Below are 18,108 nucleotides of genomic sequence, written 5' to 3'. Positions count from 1 at the left end.
ATGGCCCGGGTAAAGATGCTCCTTGTCGAGGACGACGCCGCGATCGCCGAGCTGGTAACCTGGCACTTCAAGCGCGAGGATTACGAGGTCAAGCACACACCCGACGGCGAGGAAGCCTTGCTGCTCGCCAAGGAAGCGACGCCCGACATCGTCCTGCTCGACTGGATGGTCGAAGGGCTTTCGGGGATCGAAGTGTGCCGGCGCCTGCGCCGCATGCCCGAGACCGCCAACATCCCGATCATCATGCTGACCGCGCGCGGCGAGGAAGAGGATCGCGTGCGCGGGCTCGAGACCGGCGCGGACGATTATGTCACCAAGCCGTTCAGCCCGCGCGAGCTCGTCGCCCGCGTGGGCGCGGTGCTGCGGCGCGTACGGCCGGCGCTGGCAGGCGAGGCGCTGAACTATTCGGACATCGAGATGGACACGGTGGGGCACAAGGTGCGCCGCGGCGGCCAGGTCGTCTCGCTGGGGCCGACCGAGTTCCGCCTGCTCAAGCACTTCCTCGAGCATCCGGGCTGGGTGTTCTCGCGCGAGCGGCTGCTCGACGCGGTGTGGGGGCATGACAGCGACATCGAATCGCGGACGGTGGACGTGCACATCCGGCGGCTCCGCAAGGCGATCAATCATGGCGACCGGCCGGACATCATCCGGACCGTCCGTTCGGCAGGCTATGCCCTGGACGCGGGGAACTGAGGAGCGATTCGGGTTTCTCCTGCGTTGAAGGTCCGGGACGCGCAGGCTGCGTCCGTGAATTATTCAGGAGAAGCTTGATGAAGCTTATCGCATTGGCGGCTCTCGCCGCACTCGGCGGCACGGCCGTCGCCCAGGAAACCCCGCAACAGACTCCGCCCGCGACGATGCCGGCGCCGGATACCCCGGCGACCACGACGCCCGACGCGAACACGCCGCCGTCGGATCCGACGACCGGAACGACCGGCTCGGGAACCACCAGCCTTGCGCCGACGCCCGATGCGGCGGCTCCCGATGCTGCCATGGCCCCGCCAGCGGCTCCAGCCCCTGAACCGGCAGCGCCTGCTCCGGCTGCGGCGCCCGCTCCCGAAGCCGCTGCTGCGCCGGCCCCGACGGCCGCGCCGAACGCCTATCCGCTCTGCTCGAAGACCGTGACGGACCAGTGCCGCCAGCGTGGCGGCCGCTAAGCCGCTTGGTTCGATGAAGCGCTCCACCGGCGGTGGGGCGCTTCCGCGCGCGAAAGCTGATTTCGCGTCAGCGCGACGCGAAGCCAGGCTCGCTTCACGCGTATCGCTCGCTACGCGATGCCCTTCGACAGGCTCAAGGCGAACCGGGGGTTAAGTTGGTCCGTAATTCGCTCTAGGACCAGTCGAAAGATATTCTGGAGAGCGCTTCGATGACCATCCGTTTCGACAATCGCGTCGCCATCGTCACCGGTGCTGGCGGCGGCCTGGGCCGCGCCTATGCGCTCGAACTGGCGCGGCGCGGGGCGAAAGTCGTAGTCAACGACCTGGGCGGCGCGCGCGACGGCACCGGCCATTCGGACGCCGCTCTCCAGGTGGTCGAGGAGATCGAGGCTGCGGGCGGCGAGGCATTCTCGAACGGCGGCAGCGTCACCGAATATGACCAGATGGTCGCGATGGTCGAAGCCGCCAAGGCGCGCTGGGGCCGTATCGACATCCTGATCAACAATGCCGGCGTGCTGCGCGACAAGAGCTTCGCCAAGATGGAGCCGGAGGATTTCCGCTTCGTCATCGACGTCCATCTCAACGGGTCCGCGAACTGCACCAAGGCCGTGTGGGATACGATGCGCGAGGCGAATTACGGGCGCATCCTGATGACCGCCTCGTCCACCGGGCTGTTCGGCAATTTCGGGCAGGCCAATTACGGTGCCGCCAAGCTCGGGCTCGCCGGGCTGACCAAGACGCTGCACCTCGAAGGCGCTAAATACGGGATCAAGGTCAACACGATCGCCCCGGTGGCAGGCACGCGGATGACTGAGGACATCTTCCCAGAGGCGGCGTTCAAGGCGTTCGCGCCCGAGAACGTCGCCCCGGCCGCGCTTTTCCTCGTTTCCGACGATGCGCCGACCAACATGATCGTCGGCGCGGGCGCGGGCGTGGTCCAGGCAGCCTATGTCACGCTGACGCCAGGCGCGAAGCTGACCGAGGCGACCCCGGAGGCGGTCGCCGCGCAATGGGCGGAGATCATCGATCGCAAGGGCGAGATCGTTCCCAATTCGGGCGCCGAGCAGACCATGTCGATCATGTCGAGGCTGCAATAGCCGAGGCGTAGCACCGTATTGTTTCACTAATACACATGTGGTAGGCAGGCCTCACAACAGGAGGATTGCCCATGTACAGCGAAAGCGACCTGGCAGGCGCAGTGGAGGCGGGAGCGCTCTCCCCTCAAGCAGCGGCTGCCCTTAGAAACCATGTCGCCGCGAGCCGATCGACGCCCACCGTCGATGAAGAGAGCTTTCGGCTGCTCAGCGGCTTCAACGACATCTTCGTCGGGATCGCATCGATCCTGATCCTCGTCGCGGTCGGCTGGATCGGCTTCTATATCGGCGGCAAGATGGTCGGGCTCGACGGCAATGAAGGGCCGCGCCAGGTCGGAGTCGCAATCGCGTTCGGGGGCTTCGCGGTGTCGATCACCAGCTGGCTGCTTGCCGAATATTTCACGCGTCAGCGGCGCATGGCGCTTCCGAGCATCCTGTTGCTGCTCGGTTTTGCGGGCGGTTTCTTCGTCGGCTTCGGCGCGATCTGGGGCGCCAATGGCCCGTGGCTCGCCGAGCAACTGGGCCTCACCACCGAATTGCAGCACCGCCAGCTGGCCGGCGCAATCGGCGTGATTACCGGCGTGGTCACCGCGGGCGCGGCGTTCCTGCACTGGCGGCGCTTCATGGTCCCGATCACCGTTGCGGTGGGCGCGCTCGCGCTTGTCGCGGTCGCGGTCGGCGCGATCACTGCCTTCGTCCCCGCCTCGCAGGAAACGCTCAACCCGATGCTGCTGGTCGCCGGCGTGCTGGTCTTCGTCTTCGCGATGCGCTGGGACATTTCGGACCGCGAGCGCCGCACCCGCCGCTCGGACGTCGCCTTCTGGCTCCACCTCGCCGCCGCGCCGCTGATCGCGCATCCGGTGTTCCATATGCTCGGGGTGTTCGACGGCGATATCGGCGCGCCGATGGCAGCGGTGGTGATCGCGCTGTATGTCGCCTTCGCGGCAGTGGCGCTGGCAGTCGATCGCCGCGCGCTGCTCGTCTCCAGCCTCGTCTATGTGCTGTGGGCGATGTACGCGCTGTTCGAGCAAAGCGGCGCAGTCGAGCTCGCCGCGGCGCTCACCGCGCTGGTGATCGGATCGGCGCTGCTCACGCTCTCGGCCTTCTGGCAGCCGATGCGCCGCAGCGTGATTGGCCTGCTCGGCACCGAGCTGGAAGGCCGGTTGCCGCCGACGCAGCAGATGGCGATCGCCTGAAGCCAGCGCAGGTCCTAGAGAAAGGGCCCGGGAGGTTTCCCGGGCCTTTTCTATTTGCCGCTTTCGCTCGTTGGATCCTGCCAGTGCGGATAGGTGACATAGGCCGTGACTGCACCCTGCTCGTGCGAGCGGATCGTGACGGACTGGCCCTTGGGCATGTACACGATCTCGCCCGGCCCCGCGGCAACCGTGCCAGCCGCGCTCGAGACCGACAATCGCCCTTCCAGCACGATCATCACGTCATCGACCGCGAGAACCTCGTCGATGCTCTGATGGGGTCCGTACCGGCCGTAGCCAATGGTAATCGGGCCGCCATGACGCTGGTCGATCACATTTCCCGCGAAAACATCGCCATCCTGCCCGGGCGAGCGCTCGAACGAAGCGTCGGCGAAAGCGAATTTGCGAACCTTCATGCGAATCTCCACCGGCGCCGGAGCTAGCCGGCATTGCGGCGATCGACGCTCGAAGCCGGCATTGGTTCAATGACGTTCAGACAAAGCAGGCAGCGCATATAACGCTCAGCGTTTCATTCCCCGACCAGCTTCATCAGCCGCCGCTCGACCGGGGCCAGTACCGGGCCGAGCTCGTGACCGCGCTTGAGGATCATGCCGCTCTCGTTGACCAGCGCCCACATGCCCTGGCGATTGCGAAGCGCGGGACGCTTCTCGATGCGGTATTCGGGGCGCTCGGCGGCCCGGCGGAAGGCGGCGAAGATCGCGGCGTCGTTGTCGAACTGGATGGCGTAGTCTTTCCAGTGTCCGGCGGCGACCATCCGGCCGTAGAGATCGAGGATGCGCGTCAGTTCGAGGCGCTCGAAGCCGACCTGCGACGGGCGGCCGATCGGGAGCGGGGTGACGGTTCCCATCAGGCCCGGTCGCGGCGTCCCGTATCGCCTTCGCCTGCCTCGATCATCGCGTCGAGGCGCTTGCGCAGCGTCTCGAGCTCGCAGCGCATGATCTCCAGCTTCTGCGTCGCGGGGTCGAACGTCTCGCTGCACGGCGTGCCATAGGGGACGAAGTCCTTCTGCCAGGTCTCGGCTTCGACCAAGGTCGGCTTGGCCGGGATGCCGACCATCACCGCACCTTCGGGCACATCGCGAGTGACCACGGCGTTGGCGCCGATCCGCGAGCGTTCGCCGACGGTGATCGGGCCGAGCACCTGGGCGCCCGAGCCGATGATCACGCCGTCGAGGATCGTCGGGTGGCGCTTGCCCGCGACGCCGTTGTCGGGGCTGGTGCCGCCCAGCGTCACGCATTGGTACATGGTGACGTTGTCGCCGATCTGCGCGGTCTCGCCGATCACCACGAAGCCATGGTCGATGAAGAAGTTGCGGCCGATCTTGGCGCCCGGATGGATGTCGATCGCCGTCATCCAGCGCGACCAGTGATTGACTGCGCGGGCGAGGAAGAACCAGCCGTTGTTGAACAGCCGGTGCGCGATCCTGTGATAGAAAACCGCCCACACGCCCGGATAGAGCAGGATTTCGGCACGGCTGCGCGGCGCGGGATCGCGCGCATGGATCGAATCGAGATAGGCCTTCAGACGACGGAACATGGCCGGGTTCCCCTTTGCCGGGTTCATTTAATGCACCCGCCGCCCGATTTCCAGAACGGCCCCGCTTCCGGCTTGTCCCGTCTAAACACGATGTATCTTGTGGGAATTCGGCTGGCGCGGCATTCCTGCCGGTCCAACGGCATTAACGGGGCGCGGATGATCTTCGGAATTGACCTCACGGCACTGCTTCCGTTCATCGCCGTGGGCTTTGCCGCACAGATGGTCGACGGCGCGCTGGGCATGGCGTTCGGCGTCATTTCCAACACGCTGTTGCTGAGCATGGGCGTGCCGCCGGCGATGGCATCGGCGGGGGTCCATACCGTCGAGAGCTTCACCACCGCGGTTTCGGGGATCAGCCACACGATCCACAAGAACGTGAACTGGAAGCTGTTCCTGCGCATCGCGGTGCCCGGGGTGATCGGCGGCGCGCTGGGCGCCTATGTGCTGTCCAACATCCATGCGGCGACGGCCAAGCCGTTCATCCTCGCCTATCTGACTGCGATCGGCGTGTACCTGCTGTGGCGCAGCCGGCACTACCCGCCGACCGAGCGCAGCCCCAAGGTGGTCGAGCCGCTCGGCCTCGTCGGCGGCTTCCTCGACGCCGCTGGCGGCGGCGGCTGGGGTCCGGTGGTGACGTCGAACCTGCTCGTCCAGGGTTCGAGCCCGCGGATGACGATCGGCACGGTCAACACCGCCGAGTTCTTCGTGACCACCACGATCTCGGCGACCTTCATCACCCAGCTCGGACTGGAAGCCTTTACGATCGCGACGATCGGGCTGCTGATCGGCGGCGTGGTCGCCGCGCCGTTCGGTGCGCTGCTCGCCAAGCGAGTCGAGCCCAAGACGCTGATGCTGATGGTCGGCATCGTGCTGACGCTGACCAGCGTCTATAATCTCTACCTCGCGCTGCGGTAAGAAACGCTGCGGCAACGCAGCACATGCGGTCTGCTTTCCCGCTATTCCGGCGGAAGCCGAGATTCTGAGGCCGAGCGCGATGATCCCCAGCCGGCCTGAGATCGCGACTTTCGCGAGATTACGAGATGTTGGCTTGATCGATCAATAATCAGCCATTGATCGCTCCACTCGATCAACGCGAGCGAAGCTTCCCATTAGCATTGCGTCGCAGCGCGCCTATATCCCGCATTGCAACACAACGCCTTTGGAGGAAAATTCGCATGGCGCTCATCGGAAGCACGATCAAGCCGTTCACGGCGCAGGCCTATAAGGACGGCAAGTTCGTTCAGGTCACCGACGCCGACACGCGCGGCAAGTGGGCGGTGTTCTTCTTCTATCCGGCCGACTTCACCTTCGTGTGCCCGACCGAGCTGGAAGACCTGGCCGACATCTACCCGACTCTCCAGAAGATGGGCGTCGAGGTCTATTCGGTGTCGACCGACACGCATTTCAGCCACAAGGCCTGGCACGACACCTCGCCGGCGATCGGCAAGATCAACTACTATATGCTCGGCGACCAGAGCCATGCGCTCAGCACCAATTTCGACGTGCTGCGTGAAGGTCAGGGCCTGGCGGACCGCGGCACCTTCGTCGTCGATCCCGAGGGCGTGATCCAGCTGGTGGAGATCACCAGCGAAGGCGTCGGCCGCAACGCCGCCGAGCTTCTGCGCAAGATCAAGGCCGCGCAGTATATCGCCGCGCATCCGGGCGAAGTCTGCCCCGCGAAGTGGGAAGAGGGCGAAGAGACGCTCGCGCCTTCGCTCGACCTCGTCGGCAAGATCTAAAAGCTAAGGCGCCTCCTCCCCTCCCCCTGTGGGAGGCGCCGATTCGGCCCGGGGTGGACCACCATCCCGGGCCGTTTTCTTCTCATCCCCGTGTTCCAGTTTCTTCGGAGTTCCCCCGATGCTCGACGCCAATCTGACGCAGCAGCTCAAGACCTATCTGGTCAACATCAAGCAGCCGATCGAGCTGGTCGCCAGCCTGGGCGACGATGCCAAGTCAGGCGAGCTCGAGCGGCTGCTCAACGACATCGCCGCACTCTCCGACGACATCACGGTCGTGCGCAAGGACGATGCCCGCAAGCCCAGCTTCATGATCCGCCGCACCGGCACCGATATCGGCGTGCGCTTCGCGGGGCTGCCAATGGGGCATGAATTTACCAGCCTTGTGCTCGCGCTGCTGCAGGTTGGCGGGCACCCGTCGCGCGCGACGCAGGAGCTGATCGACCAGGTCAAGGACCTCGACGGCGATTACGCGTTCGAGACCTATTTCTCGCTGTCGTGCCAGAACTGCCCCGATGTGGTCCAAGCGCTCAATTTGATGGCGGTGCTCAATCCGCGCATCAAGCACGTCGCGATCGACGGCGCGCTGTTCAAGGACGAAGTCGACAGCCGGAAGGTGATGGCTGTGCCGACGGTGTTCCTCAACGGCGAGCCGTTCGGGCAGGGCCGGATGGAACTCGAGCAGATCGTCGCGAAGATCGACAGCGGCGCCGAGGCGCGCGCGGCCGAGAAGATCAAGACCAAGGATGCATTCGACGTATTGGTGGTCGGCGGCGGGCCCGCGGGGGCAGCGTCGGCGATCTATGCGGCGCGCAAGGGTATCCGCGTGGGCGTGGCGGCCGAGCGTTTCGGCGGGCAGGTGCTCGACACGATGGCGATCGAGAACTTCATCTCGGTGCCCCACACCGAGGGCCCCAAGCTCGCCGCGCATCTGGAGCAGCACGTCAAGGACTATGACGTCGACATCATGAACCTGCAGCGGGCCGAGAAATTGATCCCGGCGCGGACCGAGGGCGGACTGCACGAAGTTGTGCTGGCCAATGGCGCGAGCCTCAAGGCGCGGACGCTGATCCTGTCGACCGGGGCGCGCTGGCGGCAGATGGGAGTTCCGGGCGAGGATCAGTATCGCAACAAGGGCGTGGCCTATTGCCCGCATTGCGACGGCCCGCTGTTCAAGGGCAAGCGCGTCGCGGTGATTGGCGGCGGCAATTCGGGTGTGGAAGCCGCGATCGATCTTGCCGGGATCGTCGCGCACGTCACGCTGATCGAATATGACAGCGACCTGCGCGCCGACGCAGTGCTCCAGCGCAAGCTGGCGACCTTGCCCAACGTCAAGGTGATCACGTCGGCACTGACCACCGAAGTGCGCGGCGATGGCGAGAAGGTGTCCGGGCTGGTCTACAAGGACCGCAACCATGGCACCGAGCATCAGATCGAACTGGAAGGCATCTTCGTCCAGATCGGGCTGGTGCCGAATACCGAATGGCTCAAGGATTCGGTCGCGCTGTCGAACCGCGGCGAAATCGAGATCGATGCGCGGGGGGAGACTTCGCAGCGGGGTATTTTCGCCGCGGGCGATGCTACGACGGTGCCGTACAAGCAGATCGTGATTGCGATGGGTGCAGGCTCGACCGCGGCGCTGTCGGCGTTCGACTACCTGATCCGGTTGCCCGAGGACGTGCTGGTCGAAGCCGCGGCGTGACCCGATTGGGGAGGCGTTGCGTGCGCTTCCCCTTTTCGTCACCCCGGCCTCGCCGGGGTCCACCCAGCCTAGCTGGTTGGCCTCGAACCGCTTGCCCTTCCTTCGCCCCCCGGTGGACCCCGGCACGAGGCCGGGGTGACGCTGTGGGTAGCGTGATCGCCGCCATCACTCTATATCGTAAACTCAATCGATAGAGACGATCAGTGGCCGCAACCTACCTTCCGACGCTCAAGCAGCTCCAATATCTCGTCGCGCTGAACGATTCCGGGCATTTCGGCCGCGCGGCGGAGGCATGCTTCGTCACCCAGTCGACCCTCTCCGCCGGTATCCGCGAGCTTGAGACGCTGATCGGCGTGGTCTTGGTCGAGCGTACCCGCCGGGTAGTGCGCTTCACACCGTTGGGCGAGCGGATCGTCGACAAGGCGCGCCGCGTGTTGCGCGAGGCAGACGAGCTCGGCGATCTGGCCCGCGCCGCCGGACGGCCGCTTTCGGGCGAGATGCGGATGAGCGTGATTCCGACGATCGCGCCGTTCCTGCTGCCGCGCATCCTGCCGCGGCTGCGCCGAGAATATCCCGAGTTGAAACTGTTCCTGCGCGAGGAGACCAGCGGGCAGGCGTGCGAGCAGCTCAACCATGGCCGCACCGATTGCGTGCTGCTCGCGCTGCCCTTCGCATGTGGCGAAGTCGAGGCGGCGCCGTTGTTCGAGGATCGGCTGTTCGTCGCCTTTCCCGAAGGCGAGATGGATCCGACCCCGACGATCCGCCCCGCCGATATCGACCCGAATCGACTGCTGATGCTCGAAGACGGGCATTGCCTGAAGGATCATGCGCTTGCGGCGTGCAACCGCCCCGAGCTGCGCGCCGAAGCGACGATGCTCGGCACTTCGCTGCACACGATGGTGCAGATGGTCGATAACGGCCTGGGGGTGACGATGCTGCCGCAGATGGCGATCGATGCGGGCATTCTCGACCATACCCATGTTACGGCACGGCCGCTGGATGCCGAGAATGCGTCGCGGCAGATTGCCCTGGTGTGGCGCAAGGCTTCTCCGCGCGAGCGCGACTTTCGGCTGCTGGCGCAGGTGCTCGCCGAAACCGCCTGAGCTAGTCGACCGCGTCCCAGCGCGCCGCGGCGGTGGCGTCGCTTGCGCGAGCTTCAACCCAACGCGTGTCGTCGCCCAGTCGTTCGCGCTTCCAGAATGGCGCGTCGGTCTTGAGCCGGTCGATCAGCCAGGCGCAGGCCTCCAGCGCTTCGCGGCGGTGATGCGCGGCAGTGCCGACGAAGACGATGCGCTCGCCAGGGAGCATCACACCGACGCGGTGGACCATCGTCACGCCGAGCAGCGCCCAGCGTTCGGTCGCGGTCTCGGCGAGCGCGATCAGCGCCTGTTCGGTCATGCCGGGATAATGTTCGAGCTCTAGCGCCGTGACGCCGTCGTCGCCGCGCACCACGCCGGTGAAGGTGGCGACGCCCCCTGCCCCGCGTTCCTCCAGCGCGGCCAGTTCGATCGCCAGCTCGATCGGCGCGGGATCGACGGAAACCCGGATCATCCGCCGGTGACCGGGGGGAAGATCGCCACTTCGCGCGCGGCGCCGAGCGGCGCATCGAGCGGCACGAACTTCTGGTCGATCGCGGCGCGCAGCCTGGTCGGTTCGCGCATCGCCTCGGCATGGCCGGGGCTGAGCGTTGCGAGCCAGTCGATGAGGTCGGCGACGTTCACTACCGCCGCGGGCGGGTCACGCTGCTCCTGCCCGGCGCCGATGCGCTCGCGCACCCAGGCGAAGTAGAGCAGGTCCATCAAGTGTCCATGTGCTTGAGACCGACGCGCAGATAGTCCCAGCCGGTGATCGCAGTGAGCACCGCAGCGCTCCACAAGGTGACCAGCCCCAGCAGCGCCACCCACGGATATTGCGGTACGGACTGTCCCAGGATCAACGCGCCGAATGCGACGAGCTGGAACGTGGTCTTCCACTTGGCGAGCTGGGAGACCGGAATCGACACCTGGAGCTGGGCGAGGAATTCGCGCAGGCCCGATACGGTGATCTCGCGCAGCAGGATGATCAGCGCGGCGATCAAGTGGAAATCGGCGACCACGCCCTTGCCCACCAGCATCAGGATCACCGCGGCGATCATGATCTTGTCGGCGATCGGATCAAGGAACACGCCGAGCTTCGAGACAGTGCCCTGCGCGCGCGCGAGATAGCCGTCGAAATAGTCGGTGATGCCCATCAGGCAGTAGATCGCAAAGGCGATGGCGTAGCCGGTCCGCCATTCCGGCCACCACAGGAACGCCGCGAGCAGCGGCACGGTGACGATCCTGGACAGCGTCAGGATATTGGGAAGCGTCAGCATGGCACTCCTCCTAGCATTGCTCGTGCCGCTGCCGAAACCGTCTTCATCATTCAGGTGGGACGCACATGGCGGTTGATACGTTCCGTGTGGCTCGGCTATGCGGGCCCGTCGTTTGGCGGGCTTGCCCCCGCGCTTCGAGGACATGGTACGATATGATCGGTGCGCTCGGGTTGATGAAGGAGCGCCGCTTCCTGCCGTTGTTCGTCACGCAGTTCCTCGGCGCGTTCAACGACAATCTCTTCAAGAACGCGATGATCTTCTTCGCGACCTACCAGATCTACAATTCGGTCGAGGCGGAGACGCAGTTCAGCGCGATCGCGACCGGCCTGTTCATCCTGCCCTTCTTCCTGTTCTCCGCGCTCGCCGGTCAACTTGCCGACAGCTACGACAAGGCGCGGATCATGCGGATCATCAAGGCGGCCGAAGTGCTGATCATGCTGGTCGGCGCGCTGGGCATCTTCATCAAGAGCCTGCCGCTGATGCTGGTCGCGCTGGTCGGCATGGGCGTGCACTCGACCTTTTTCGGACCGATCAAATATGCAGTGCTGCCCCAGCATCTCAACGAGGACGAAGTGCTGGGCGGCACCGGGATGGTCGAGGCCGGCACGTATATCGCGATCCTGTGCGGCACGATCGCGGGCGGGCTGATCAGCCCCAATGTCGCGGCGTTCGCGGTGGTCGGCGTCGCGCTGACCGGCTGGTTCGCCTCGCTCAAGATCCCGCCGGCACCGCCGCTCACGACGCTCAAGCTCGACTATAACATCTTCCGCGCATCGGCCCGGCTGATCGGCGCGACGATGCACATCCCGCGGCTTTATCTCGCGATCGTCTCGATCAGCGTGTTCTGGACCATCGCGGCGATCCTGGGGGTGCTGTTCCCGCCGCTCGTCAAGAACGTGTTCCACGCCCAGAAGGACGTGGCGAGCGTGTTCCTCGCGATCTTCTCGGTCGGGATCGCGATCGGATCGATCATCATCAACCGGATGCTCAAGGGGCATGTCTCGGCGAAATACGCACCGGCCTCGGTGCTGGCGATGTCGGTGTTCGTGATCGACTTCTTCTTCGCGGCGACCTTTTTCCCGGTAGGCGACGGCGCGCTGCTCAAGACCGCTGATTTCCTGGCACTGCCCGATGCGTGGCGGGTGTTGGTCGACCTGGGCATGATCGCGATCACCGGCGGCATGTTCGTAGTGCCGCTCTATGCGTTCCTGACCACGACGGTCGACAAGTCGCAGACCTCGCGCACCGTCGCGGCGAACAATATCGTCAATTCAGGCGCGATGGTGGCGGGATCCGTAGGCATCCTGGGCTTCACCCATATCCCCGGCGTGGAAGTGGTCCACGCGATCTGGATCGTGTTCCTGCTGTGCCTTGCCTCCGCCTATTGCGCATGGCGGCTCTACAAGGCCGAGGACCTGCCCCACGGGCTCGATCCGATTCCGTGAAAGCCTCCTCCCCGCTCGCAGGGAGGGGAATCTCAGACGATGAAGGTGTAGAAGCAGACGAAGAACGCGCTGAAGCTCACCATGAAGAGCTTCCAGTCGCTATCGTCGCTGACCTTGCGTTCGATCGCCACGACGCGGCGCATCTGCGCCCGGAACGGGTGGCGGCGGGCATGGCCCTCGGCGATGAGACGAGTCTGCATGGCGCAAGTTAACGACTTGTTTACTTTTATTGCCAGCACAGAAAATGGTTAACGCGCGTCTTTGCGCGGGACGGTTTTTGTGCGGAACCAAAACGCCTTTGGAGGTTAACGCGGCGCCGGGCCGGTGGTGGAGCGGACCATCAGCTTGTGCTCCAGCGTGACCTGCGGCCCTGCCTCGGGCGAAAGCAGCAGATCGGCCGCGGAATAGGCCAGTTCGCGAACGGGCTGGCGCATCGTGGTGAGCGGCGGCCACACCGCCTTGGCGAGGTCCGAATCGTCGAAGCCGACGATCGAGAGCGCGCCGGGAATGTCGATATCGCTCTCATGCGCGACTGCGAGCACGCCCGCCGCCATATCGTCATTGCCCGCGAAGATCGCGGTCGGGCGCGGGCTGCGTTCGAGTAGCTTTCGCGCCGCCTCGCCGCCCGAAGTGAAGCTGTTCTCGCCCGCCGCGACCAGATCCTCGTCGAAGGCGATCCCGTGCGCTTCGAGCGCCTCGCGATAGCCCTGGAGACGCTCCCAAGTGGAGACGTGGCTCTCGAGCCCGCGGATGAAGCCGATCGAGCGGTGACCAAGCCCGATCAGATGTTCGGTGACTTCGCGCGCGGCGGCGACGTCATCGATCATCGCGCCCATGCCGGCATCCTTGCGCGCGCCGGGCGCAATGCGGACATAGGGAAGTCCGCGCCGGTCGAGTTCGTCGAGCAGCGCGGTCATCTCGGTCACCGGTGGCGACAGGATCACGCCGTCCAGATGCGCCTCGTCGATCAGCGCCATCACGTTCGAGACCAGATCGGGTGACTGGCTGTCGATCGGCTGGAGGAGCAGCCGATAGCCGAGCTCGCTGCAGCGCTGCTGCGCGCCGATCTGGATGTGATAGACATAATAGGGGCTGGGATTGTCGTAGAGCAACGCCACCTGGAACGAGCGGCGGCCAGCGAGCGTCCGCGCGGCGTGGCTCGGGCGGAAGTTCAGCCGGGCGACGACTTCCTCGACGCGGCGGCGCGTCTCCTCGCTGACATGCTTCTCGTTATTGAGCACGCGGCTGACGGTCTTGAACGACACGCCAGCAATCTTCGAGACTTCCTTGATCGTCGGACGACCGGACATCGCGCACCCCCAGCCGACGCACGAAAGGCGCGGCCCTGCACCCGGCATATTTGACAGCGCTGCCATCGTGCAAGCCAAGATATTTCACGTGTGGACGCGGTTTTGATGCCGCGGAGTCGTATCAGAGGGCGGCGCTGGCCCCCGCCAGCGTCATGCCCAGACCGACGACCGCCAGACCGGCGGCCAGAACGACGCCTGTCCGCGCCAGCACCGGGGCGAAGGTCAGGCTCAATACCACTATGCCTGCAACCAGCGGCGCGAGGCCGAGCCAGGCGACCAACGCCCGCGACCAATCGGCCGAGAGCAGCGTCAGCGCCAGCGAGAGGACGACGAGGATCCAGCCGGCACGCGGCAGGCGCGCGGCGATAGTGGGCCGGTGCCAGCCGCCGAGCAGCGCGGGCGCGTGGCGCGACATTCCCGCTGCCAGCGCGAACATGCCGAGATAGAACAGGCCGGCGACGATCACGCCGGCGCTCTCGACCGGCGGGCCGGTGCGACAGGTGCAGGTCGGACTTGCCGCCACGCCAAGGCGGCGAACGCCGCGGCGGTGGCGAGCAGCGTGAGATTGCCGATGACGATCACCGGGGCGCCCTGCCCCCACGGCGCCAGCAGCGGCGCGACGACGGACCCAATCGCCACCAGCCCGAGCAGCAATGGCCAGGCCAGCGCCGGACGCAGCACGGCGCCGACGAGGAGCGCGGCAGCAGCCGTCCACAGCGCAATCGATACTTCGGTCGCCGAACGGTCCGCCATGCCCAGCGGCAACAGGCGATTGGCGAGCAGATAGGCGACGCAGCCGAGCGGCACGCCGGCCAGCACCCCGGCGTTGAGCCGTTCGAGGATGCGGTTGGCCAGCGACAATGGTGCGCGCTCGCGGCGCTTGACGATCCACTGCACCAGCCCGGAGGCGATCGCCAGCGTCAGCATCGCGCCGCCGAGGAAATAGAGCCAGCGCGTCAGCGATGGCGCGAAGCGGCCCATGTGGAGGCCGTACAGGACATTGTAGGTCTGGATCGCGGGCCGCGCTTCGGTCCATTGAGCCAACACCTTCCCGGTGACGCCGTCGAAGCTGATTTCGGCGGGAGTATAGCCGATCGCATCGGATTCGGCCCGGAACACCGTGACCACTGCACCCGCATCGCCAGGGTTGAGGACATAGACACGGCCGATCGCGCCGCCATCGAAGCGGCGCTGCGCCTCGCGCAGCATCGGGGCGAGCGGCGCGAGCGGTGCCCTGGCGCCGGTCGCGGCACGCTGGGTGATGCCGGGAATCATTTCGGCGTACATCGGCGCGACGTCGTCGCCATAGGCCGCAGTAATCCCCCAGGGCATGCTGAGCGATCCCAGCGTCACCAGCCCGGTGAACGTGATCATCAAGTGGAAGGGCAGCGCGAGCACCCCGAGCGCATTGTGCCCGTCGAGCCAGGAACGCTGGCCCTTGCGCGTGCGGAAAGTGAAGAAGTCGCGGAAGATGCGGCGATGGGCAATGATTCCGGTGACCAGTGCGGTCAGCATCACCGCCGCGGCAAGCGACGCGAGCAGCCGACCCCAGGGAAAGGGCAGTTCGAGCTCGAAATGGAGACGGTAGAAGAACTCGCCGCCCAGCGTCTCCCGGGCGACCGGGGCACCGGTCACGGGATCGAGCGCACGCGCGAGAAACGCGCCGCCGGTGTCGTACGCTGCCTCGACAGTGTTCATCCGGGCATCGGGCGCAGCGAAATACCAGCCGGTGGAATCGGGGGCGTTCCGCGTGAGCCAGCGACCGGCTGCGGCGATCGCCTCGGCAGGGTCGGCAGTGGCAGTTGCCTCCGGACGCATCCATTCGCCGATCTCGGGCTTGAATACGCTGAGCGTGCCGGCGAGGCACATTACGAAAAGCACCCAGCCGAGCAGCAGCCCGGTCCAGCCGTGCAGCCACGCCATCACTTGTCGGGTGCCGTCGCGGACCGTGCTCATGCCGGCTGCCCCGCCAGCCAGGCAATACCGGTGAGAAGCAATGCCACCGCGACTATGCCGGCGGCGGCGCGCCACGGTCCCGCGGCAAGGAAGGCCCAGATCGTCACACCCGGCGCGATCAGGAAAGCGAGCAAGGTCGCCAGCGTCACGGCCTCGACCCGCGGCATCGGCAGCGTGCGGGCGAGCGCTGCGGCGAACAGCGCGGCGACGACATAGGCACCCGCCGTGCCCAGCACGACGCGCGCCGCGACGTTCGCGCCGTAGCGCCAGCCCTGTCGTTGTGCGCGCGCGCTGCCCGTCACCCGATGCAGCTCAATATGCGAAGCTGAGCGAGAGCATCGCGCTGCGCGGTGCGGCGTAGAACGCCTGGCCCCACATCAGGCTGGCGAGATATTTGTGATTGGTGACGTTGCGGACATTGGCAGTCGCGCGCACGCGATCGAACAACCGGATACCTGCCATCAGATCGACCACTGCATAGCTGTCCTGCTTGAGGATGACGTCGCCGGTGATCACGCCATAATCCTGAACGCCGGCGTCTGCATAGCTGATCGCGCTCTGCCAGCGCAGCTGCGCGCCGAGCTTGAGGTCGTTGAGGGTCGGCTCGGACCAAGTGCTGGCGAGCTTGAGCGTGCGCCGCGGGATCCACGTCCGCGCGCGGTTGCCCGCCTCGTCCTCGAGCTTGAGGCCGGTATAGCCGCCGCTCAAGCTCCATTTGTCGGTAACCTTGCCGGCAAGCTCGATCTCGAAGCCCTTCGACGTGGTGTCCACCGCGTCGTAATAGCTGTCGCCGGCTTGTCCGGCCTCGCCCGGCCCGAACACGCCCGCAAATGCTGCAAGCCCCTTCTGCTTGGCGCGAAACAGCGACGCGGTGGCATAGAGGCGTTCGCCGAACCAGGTGCTCTTGATGCCGCCTTCCAGGCTGCTGCCCTGGGCCGGATCGAGCTTGGTGTTGCCGAAGCTCACTTCGACCTGCGGATTGAAGATGTCCGTGTAGCTCGCATAGAGCGAGACATTGGGGGTCACGTCGAAGATCGCGCCGACATAGGGGCTGACCTTGCTGTCCTTGCGCGACTGATCGGTGCCGTAGGACTGGCCGGTGGATTTGATCCACATCGCACTGCCGCCGACCACGGCCTTGAGATTATCGGCAAGGTTGAGGTGCGCGGCGCCGTATGCCCGGGTGAGGCGGTCGGTGTACTCCGCGGCGAGATATTCATTACCATAGGCCGGCTCGGGGATCAGGCCCTTGTCCCAGTCCTGCACTGCCGGATAGCCGATGACGTCGGCAGAGAAATCCTCATATTCGAGCGCATCCGAGCGCGCAGTCGAAACGCCAAAGGCGAGTTCGTGCTCGCGGCCGAACAGCTTGACCGGGCCCGAGGCGTAGAAGTCGCCTAGATACTGGTCGTAGATCGAGGGATAGATGCCCGACATCCCGCCGACGCCGAGGCCGGTCGCCTTGTCGGGATAGCCATAGGCGTAGAGCAGCTTCGATTCTTCCTCGAAGCGCTTGTAGGTGAGGATGCCCTTGACCGACCAGCCGCCGGCAAAGGTGTAGCTCAGCTCGCCGAAGACGCTCTGGTCCTTGACGTTCCAATAGGTCCAGTCGGCCGACGTCGAAGCGGAAACCGGCAAGTCGATGCGCGTGCCGTCGCTATAGGTGAGCGGCAATGCGCCCCACAGCACGCCATCGGCCTGGTTGTCCTGCTGGGTATAGCCTGCGGTGAGCTTGAGCTGCGGCGTGACATTCCAACTGGCGATGAGGCCATAAACGTCGCGATTGACGTGGTTGTAGTCCAGCCAGGAATCGCGTTCCTCGTGCGCGTAGATCAGGCGTGCGCCCGCGGTGGCGCCGAGCGGGACCGACAGGTCGCCCTCGACTCGCCATTTGTCCCACGAACCGCCCTGCACCGCGGCACTGGCCTGAAGGCTGTCGGTCGGACGCTTGCGGATATAGTTGATCGTCGCCGACGGATTGCCGATGCCGGTCATGATCGCATTGGCGCCGCGCACCGTTTCGACGCGATCGAACAGCGCCGTGTCGAGTTCGCCGAACTGGATGCCCCAGAACAGCGGCAGGCCGATGCCGTCGACCTGGAAGTTCGAGACATCGAAGCCGCGCGAATTGAAATAGGTGCGGTCGGTCTCGACGCGCTCGACATTGATGCCGACGACCTGGTCGAGCAGGTCGTTGATGTTGGTGAGCGCGAAGTCCTCGATCCGCTGGCGGTCGAGGATGGTGACCGACTGGGGCGTTTCCTTCGGCGTAAGCGAGAGCCCGGTCGCCGAGCTCGACTGCTCAGCGATTATGCCGGTGACCACGATCTCGCTCTTCGACTGATCCTGATCCTCCGCCGTGACGGGGCCATCGGCGGCGAATACCGGGGCGGGCATCACGGCGATCAAACTGCTCGCCAGGAGGGCATGGCGCAGGACCGGCTTCATCTTCATTCCTTTTCCCCGACAAATGTCGAGCGCGCCCTTAGGATTGTCACTAATGCTAGTCAATTGCATTAGCAGTCGCGCTAGCAGGTAGGCATTCTCTGTCCCGCAGGCGGCGTTCGCCGCTCGGTGACCCGGACTGGGTGGCTGAGGTAAGAAT

The 18,108-nt window shown here is 65.5% G+C and carries 21 protein-coding genes; 9 read left to right on the top strand and 12 right to left on the bottom strand.

Going from position 1 to position 18,108, the window contains the following annotated elements; translation table 11 throughout:
- The 4 genes from phoB to BXU08_RS18985 all read left to right on the top strand — a co-directional run bounded on the left by phoB (position 1) and on the right by BXU08_RS18985 (position 3,447).
- Entirely contained in the window at positions 1–693 is a 693-nt protein-coding gene (gene phoB / locus BXU08_RS19000) for a phosphate regulon transcriptional regulator PhoB (protein ID WP_077511688.1), read from the top strand.
- 77 nt (positions 694–770) lie between these two features.
- Positions 771–1,157 carry a hypothetical protein gene (locus BXU08_RS19655; RefSeq protein WP_150125580.1) on the top strand — a complete coding sequence of 129 codons (387 nt, stop codon included), beginning with the start codon at positions 771–773 and terminating at the stop codon, positions 1,155–1,157.
- 209 nt (positions 1,158–1,366) lie between these two features.
- Positions 1,367–2,254 carry an SDR family NAD(P)-dependent oxidoreductase gene (locus BXU08_RS18990; protein ID WP_077511684.1) on the top strand — a complete coding sequence of 296 codons (888 nt, stop codon included), beginning with the start codon at positions 1,367–1,369 and terminating at the stop codon, positions 2,252–2,254.
- Between the two features lie 71 nt (positions 2,255–2,325).
- Complete coding sequence (locus BXU08_RS18985; protein ID WP_077511682.1) at positions 2,326–3,447, top strand: hypothetical protein; 1,122 nt, start codon at positions 2,326–2,328, stop codon at positions 3,445–3,447.
- A gap of 50 nt (positions 3,448–3,497) precedes the next feature.
- On the opposite strand, the gene BXU08_RS18980 is transcribed toward BXU08_RS18985, so the two are convergent.
- The 3 genes from BXU08_RS18980 to epsC form a co-directional block, all read right to left on the bottom strand.
- Positions 3,498–3,860, bottom strand: coding sequence for an ethanolamine utilization protein (locus BXU08_RS18980; RefSeq protein WP_077511680.1), 363 nt, complete (start codon positions 3,858–3,860; stop codon positions 3,498–3,500).
- A gap of 113 nt (positions 3,861–3,973) precedes the next feature.
- Positions 3,974–4,312 carry a DUF2794 domain-containing protein gene (locus tag BXU08_RS18975; protein WP_077511678.1) on the bottom strand — a complete coding sequence of 113 codons (339 nt, stop codon included), beginning with the start codon at positions 4,310–4,312 and terminating at the stop codon, positions 3,974–3,976.
- Complete coding sequence (gene epsC, locus BXU08_RS18970) at positions 4,312–5,001, bottom strand: serine O-acetyltransferase EpsC (protein ID WP_077511676.1); 690 nt, start codon at positions 4,999–5,001, stop codon at positions 4,312–4,314. The genes BXU08_RS18975 and epsC overlap by 1 nt, the downstream gene beginning before the upstream one ends.
- A 156-nt stretch (positions 5,002–5,157) precedes the next feature.
- On the opposite strand from epsC, the gene BXU08_RS18965 reads away from it, so the two are divergent.
- The 4 genes from BXU08_RS18965 (at position 5,158) to BXU08_RS18950 (ending at position 9,542) form a co-directional block, all read left to right on the top strand.
- Positions 5,158–5,916 (top strand): sulfite exporter TauE/SafE family protein, encoded by a 759-nt coding sequence (locus BXU08_RS18965; RefSeq protein WP_077511674.1) that lies wholly within the window; start codon positions 5,158–5,160, stop codon positions 5,914–5,916.
- 260 nt (positions 5,917–6,176) lie between these two features.
- Positions 6,177–6,740: an alkyl hydroperoxide reductase subunit C gene (gene ahpC / locus BXU08_RS18960; protein WP_077511672.1), complete on the top strand. Its 564-nt coding sequence runs from the start codon at positions 6,177–6,179 to the stop codon at positions 6,738–6,740.
- Between the two features lie 118 nt (positions 6,741–6,858).
- Positions 6,859–8,439 (top strand): alkyl hydroperoxide reductase subunit F, encoded by a 1,581-nt coding sequence (ahpF, locus tag BXU08_RS18955; protein WP_077511670.1) that lies wholly within the window; start codon positions 6,859–6,861, stop codon positions 8,437–8,439.
- Positions 8,440–8,642: 203 nt separating this feature from the next.
- Positions 8,643–9,542 (top strand): hydrogen peroxide-inducible genes activator, encoded by a 900-nt coding sequence (locus tag BXU08_RS18950; RefSeq protein WP_077511668.1) that lies wholly within the window; start codon positions 8,643–8,645, stop codon positions 9,540–9,542.
- Position 9,543: 1 nt separating this feature from the next.
- Here BXU08_RS18950 and BXU08_RS18945 read toward each other — a convergent pair whose 3' ends face one another.
- From BXU08_RS18945 to pgsA, 3 genes are read right to left on the bottom strand one after another with little or no spacing between them, the layout of a single operon-like run.
- Complete coding sequence (locus BXU08_RS18945; RefSeq protein WP_077511666.1) at positions 9,544–9,990, bottom strand: molybdenum cofactor biosynthesis protein MoaE; 447 nt, start codon at positions 9,988–9,990, stop codon at positions 9,544–9,546.
- Complete coding sequence (moaD, locus tag BXU08_RS18940) at positions 9,987–10,238, bottom strand: molybdopterin converting factor subunit 1 (protein WP_077511664.1); 252 nt, start codon at positions 10,236–10,238, stop codon at positions 9,987–9,989. Before moaD ends, BXU08_RS18945 begins: the two co-directional genes overlap by 4 nt.
- Positions 10,238–10,792 carry a CDP-diacylglycerol--glycerol-3-phosphate 3-phosphatidyltransferase gene (gene pgsA, locus BXU08_RS18935; protein WP_077511663.1) on the bottom strand — a complete coding sequence of 185 codons (555 nt, stop codon included), beginning with the start codon at positions 10,790–10,792 and terminating at the stop codon, positions 10,238–10,240. The genes moaD and pgsA overlap by 1 nt, the downstream gene beginning before the upstream one ends.
- A gap of 152 nt (positions 10,793–10,944) precedes the next feature.
- Between pgsA and BXU08_RS18930 the strand changes: the two genes are divergently transcribed.
- Positions 10,945–12,237: an MFS transporter gene (locus BXU08_RS18930; protein WP_077511661.1), complete on the top strand. Its 1,293-nt coding sequence runs from the start codon at positions 10,945–10,947 to the stop codon at positions 12,235–12,237.
- Between the two features lie 32 nt (positions 12,238–12,269).
- Here the strand turns inward: BXU08_RS18930 and BXU08_RS20105 are convergent, their stop codons facing one another.
- The 6 genes from BXU08_RS20105 to BXU08_RS18905 form a co-directional block, all read right to left on the bottom strand.
- Entirely contained in the window at positions 12,270–12,437 is a 168-nt protein-coding gene (locus BXU08_RS20105; protein ID WP_171982576.1) for a hypothetical protein, read from the bottom strand.
- Between the two features lie 105 nt (positions 12,438–12,542).
- Positions 12,543–13,547, bottom strand: coding sequence for a LacI family DNA-binding transcriptional regulator (locus BXU08_RS18925; RefSeq protein ID WP_077511659.1), 1,005 nt, complete (start codon positions 13,545–13,547; stop codon positions 12,543–12,545).
- Between the two features lie 121 nt (positions 13,548–13,668).
- Entirely contained in the window at positions 13,669–14,070 is a 402-nt protein-coding gene (locus BXU08_RS18920) for a DUF3325 family protein (protein ID WP_253190445.1), read from the bottom strand.
- Positions 14,010–15,503 (bottom strand): PepSY domain-containing protein, encoded by a 1,494-nt coding sequence (locus tag BXU08_RS18915; RefSeq protein WP_077511656.1) that lies wholly within the window; start codon positions 15,501–15,503, stop codon positions 14,010–14,012. Before BXU08_RS18915 ends, BXU08_RS18920 begins: the two co-directional genes overlap by 61 nt.
- Entirely contained in the window at positions 15,500–15,805 is a 306-nt protein-coding gene (locus BXU08_RS18910; protein ID WP_077511654.1) for a ketohydroxyglutarate aldolase, read from the bottom strand. The genes BXU08_RS18915 and BXU08_RS18910 overlap by 4 nt, the downstream gene beginning before the upstream one ends.
- A gap of 10 nt (positions 15,806–15,815) precedes the next feature.
- Positions 15,816–17,957: a TonB-dependent siderophore receptor gene (locus BXU08_RS18905; RefSeq protein ID WP_253190444.1), complete on the bottom strand. Its 2,142-nt coding sequence runs from the start codon at positions 17,955–17,957 to the stop codon at positions 15,816–15,818.
- Positions 17,958–18,108: the final 151 nt, after the last annotated feature.

This window comes from Sphingomonas sp. LM7, assembly GCF_002002925.1.
Classification (GTDB): Bacteria; Pseudomonadota; Alphaproteobacteria; order Sphingomonadales; family Sphingomonadaceae; genus Sphingomonas.
This window is presented reverse-complemented; position numbering and strand designations above follow the sequence as displayed.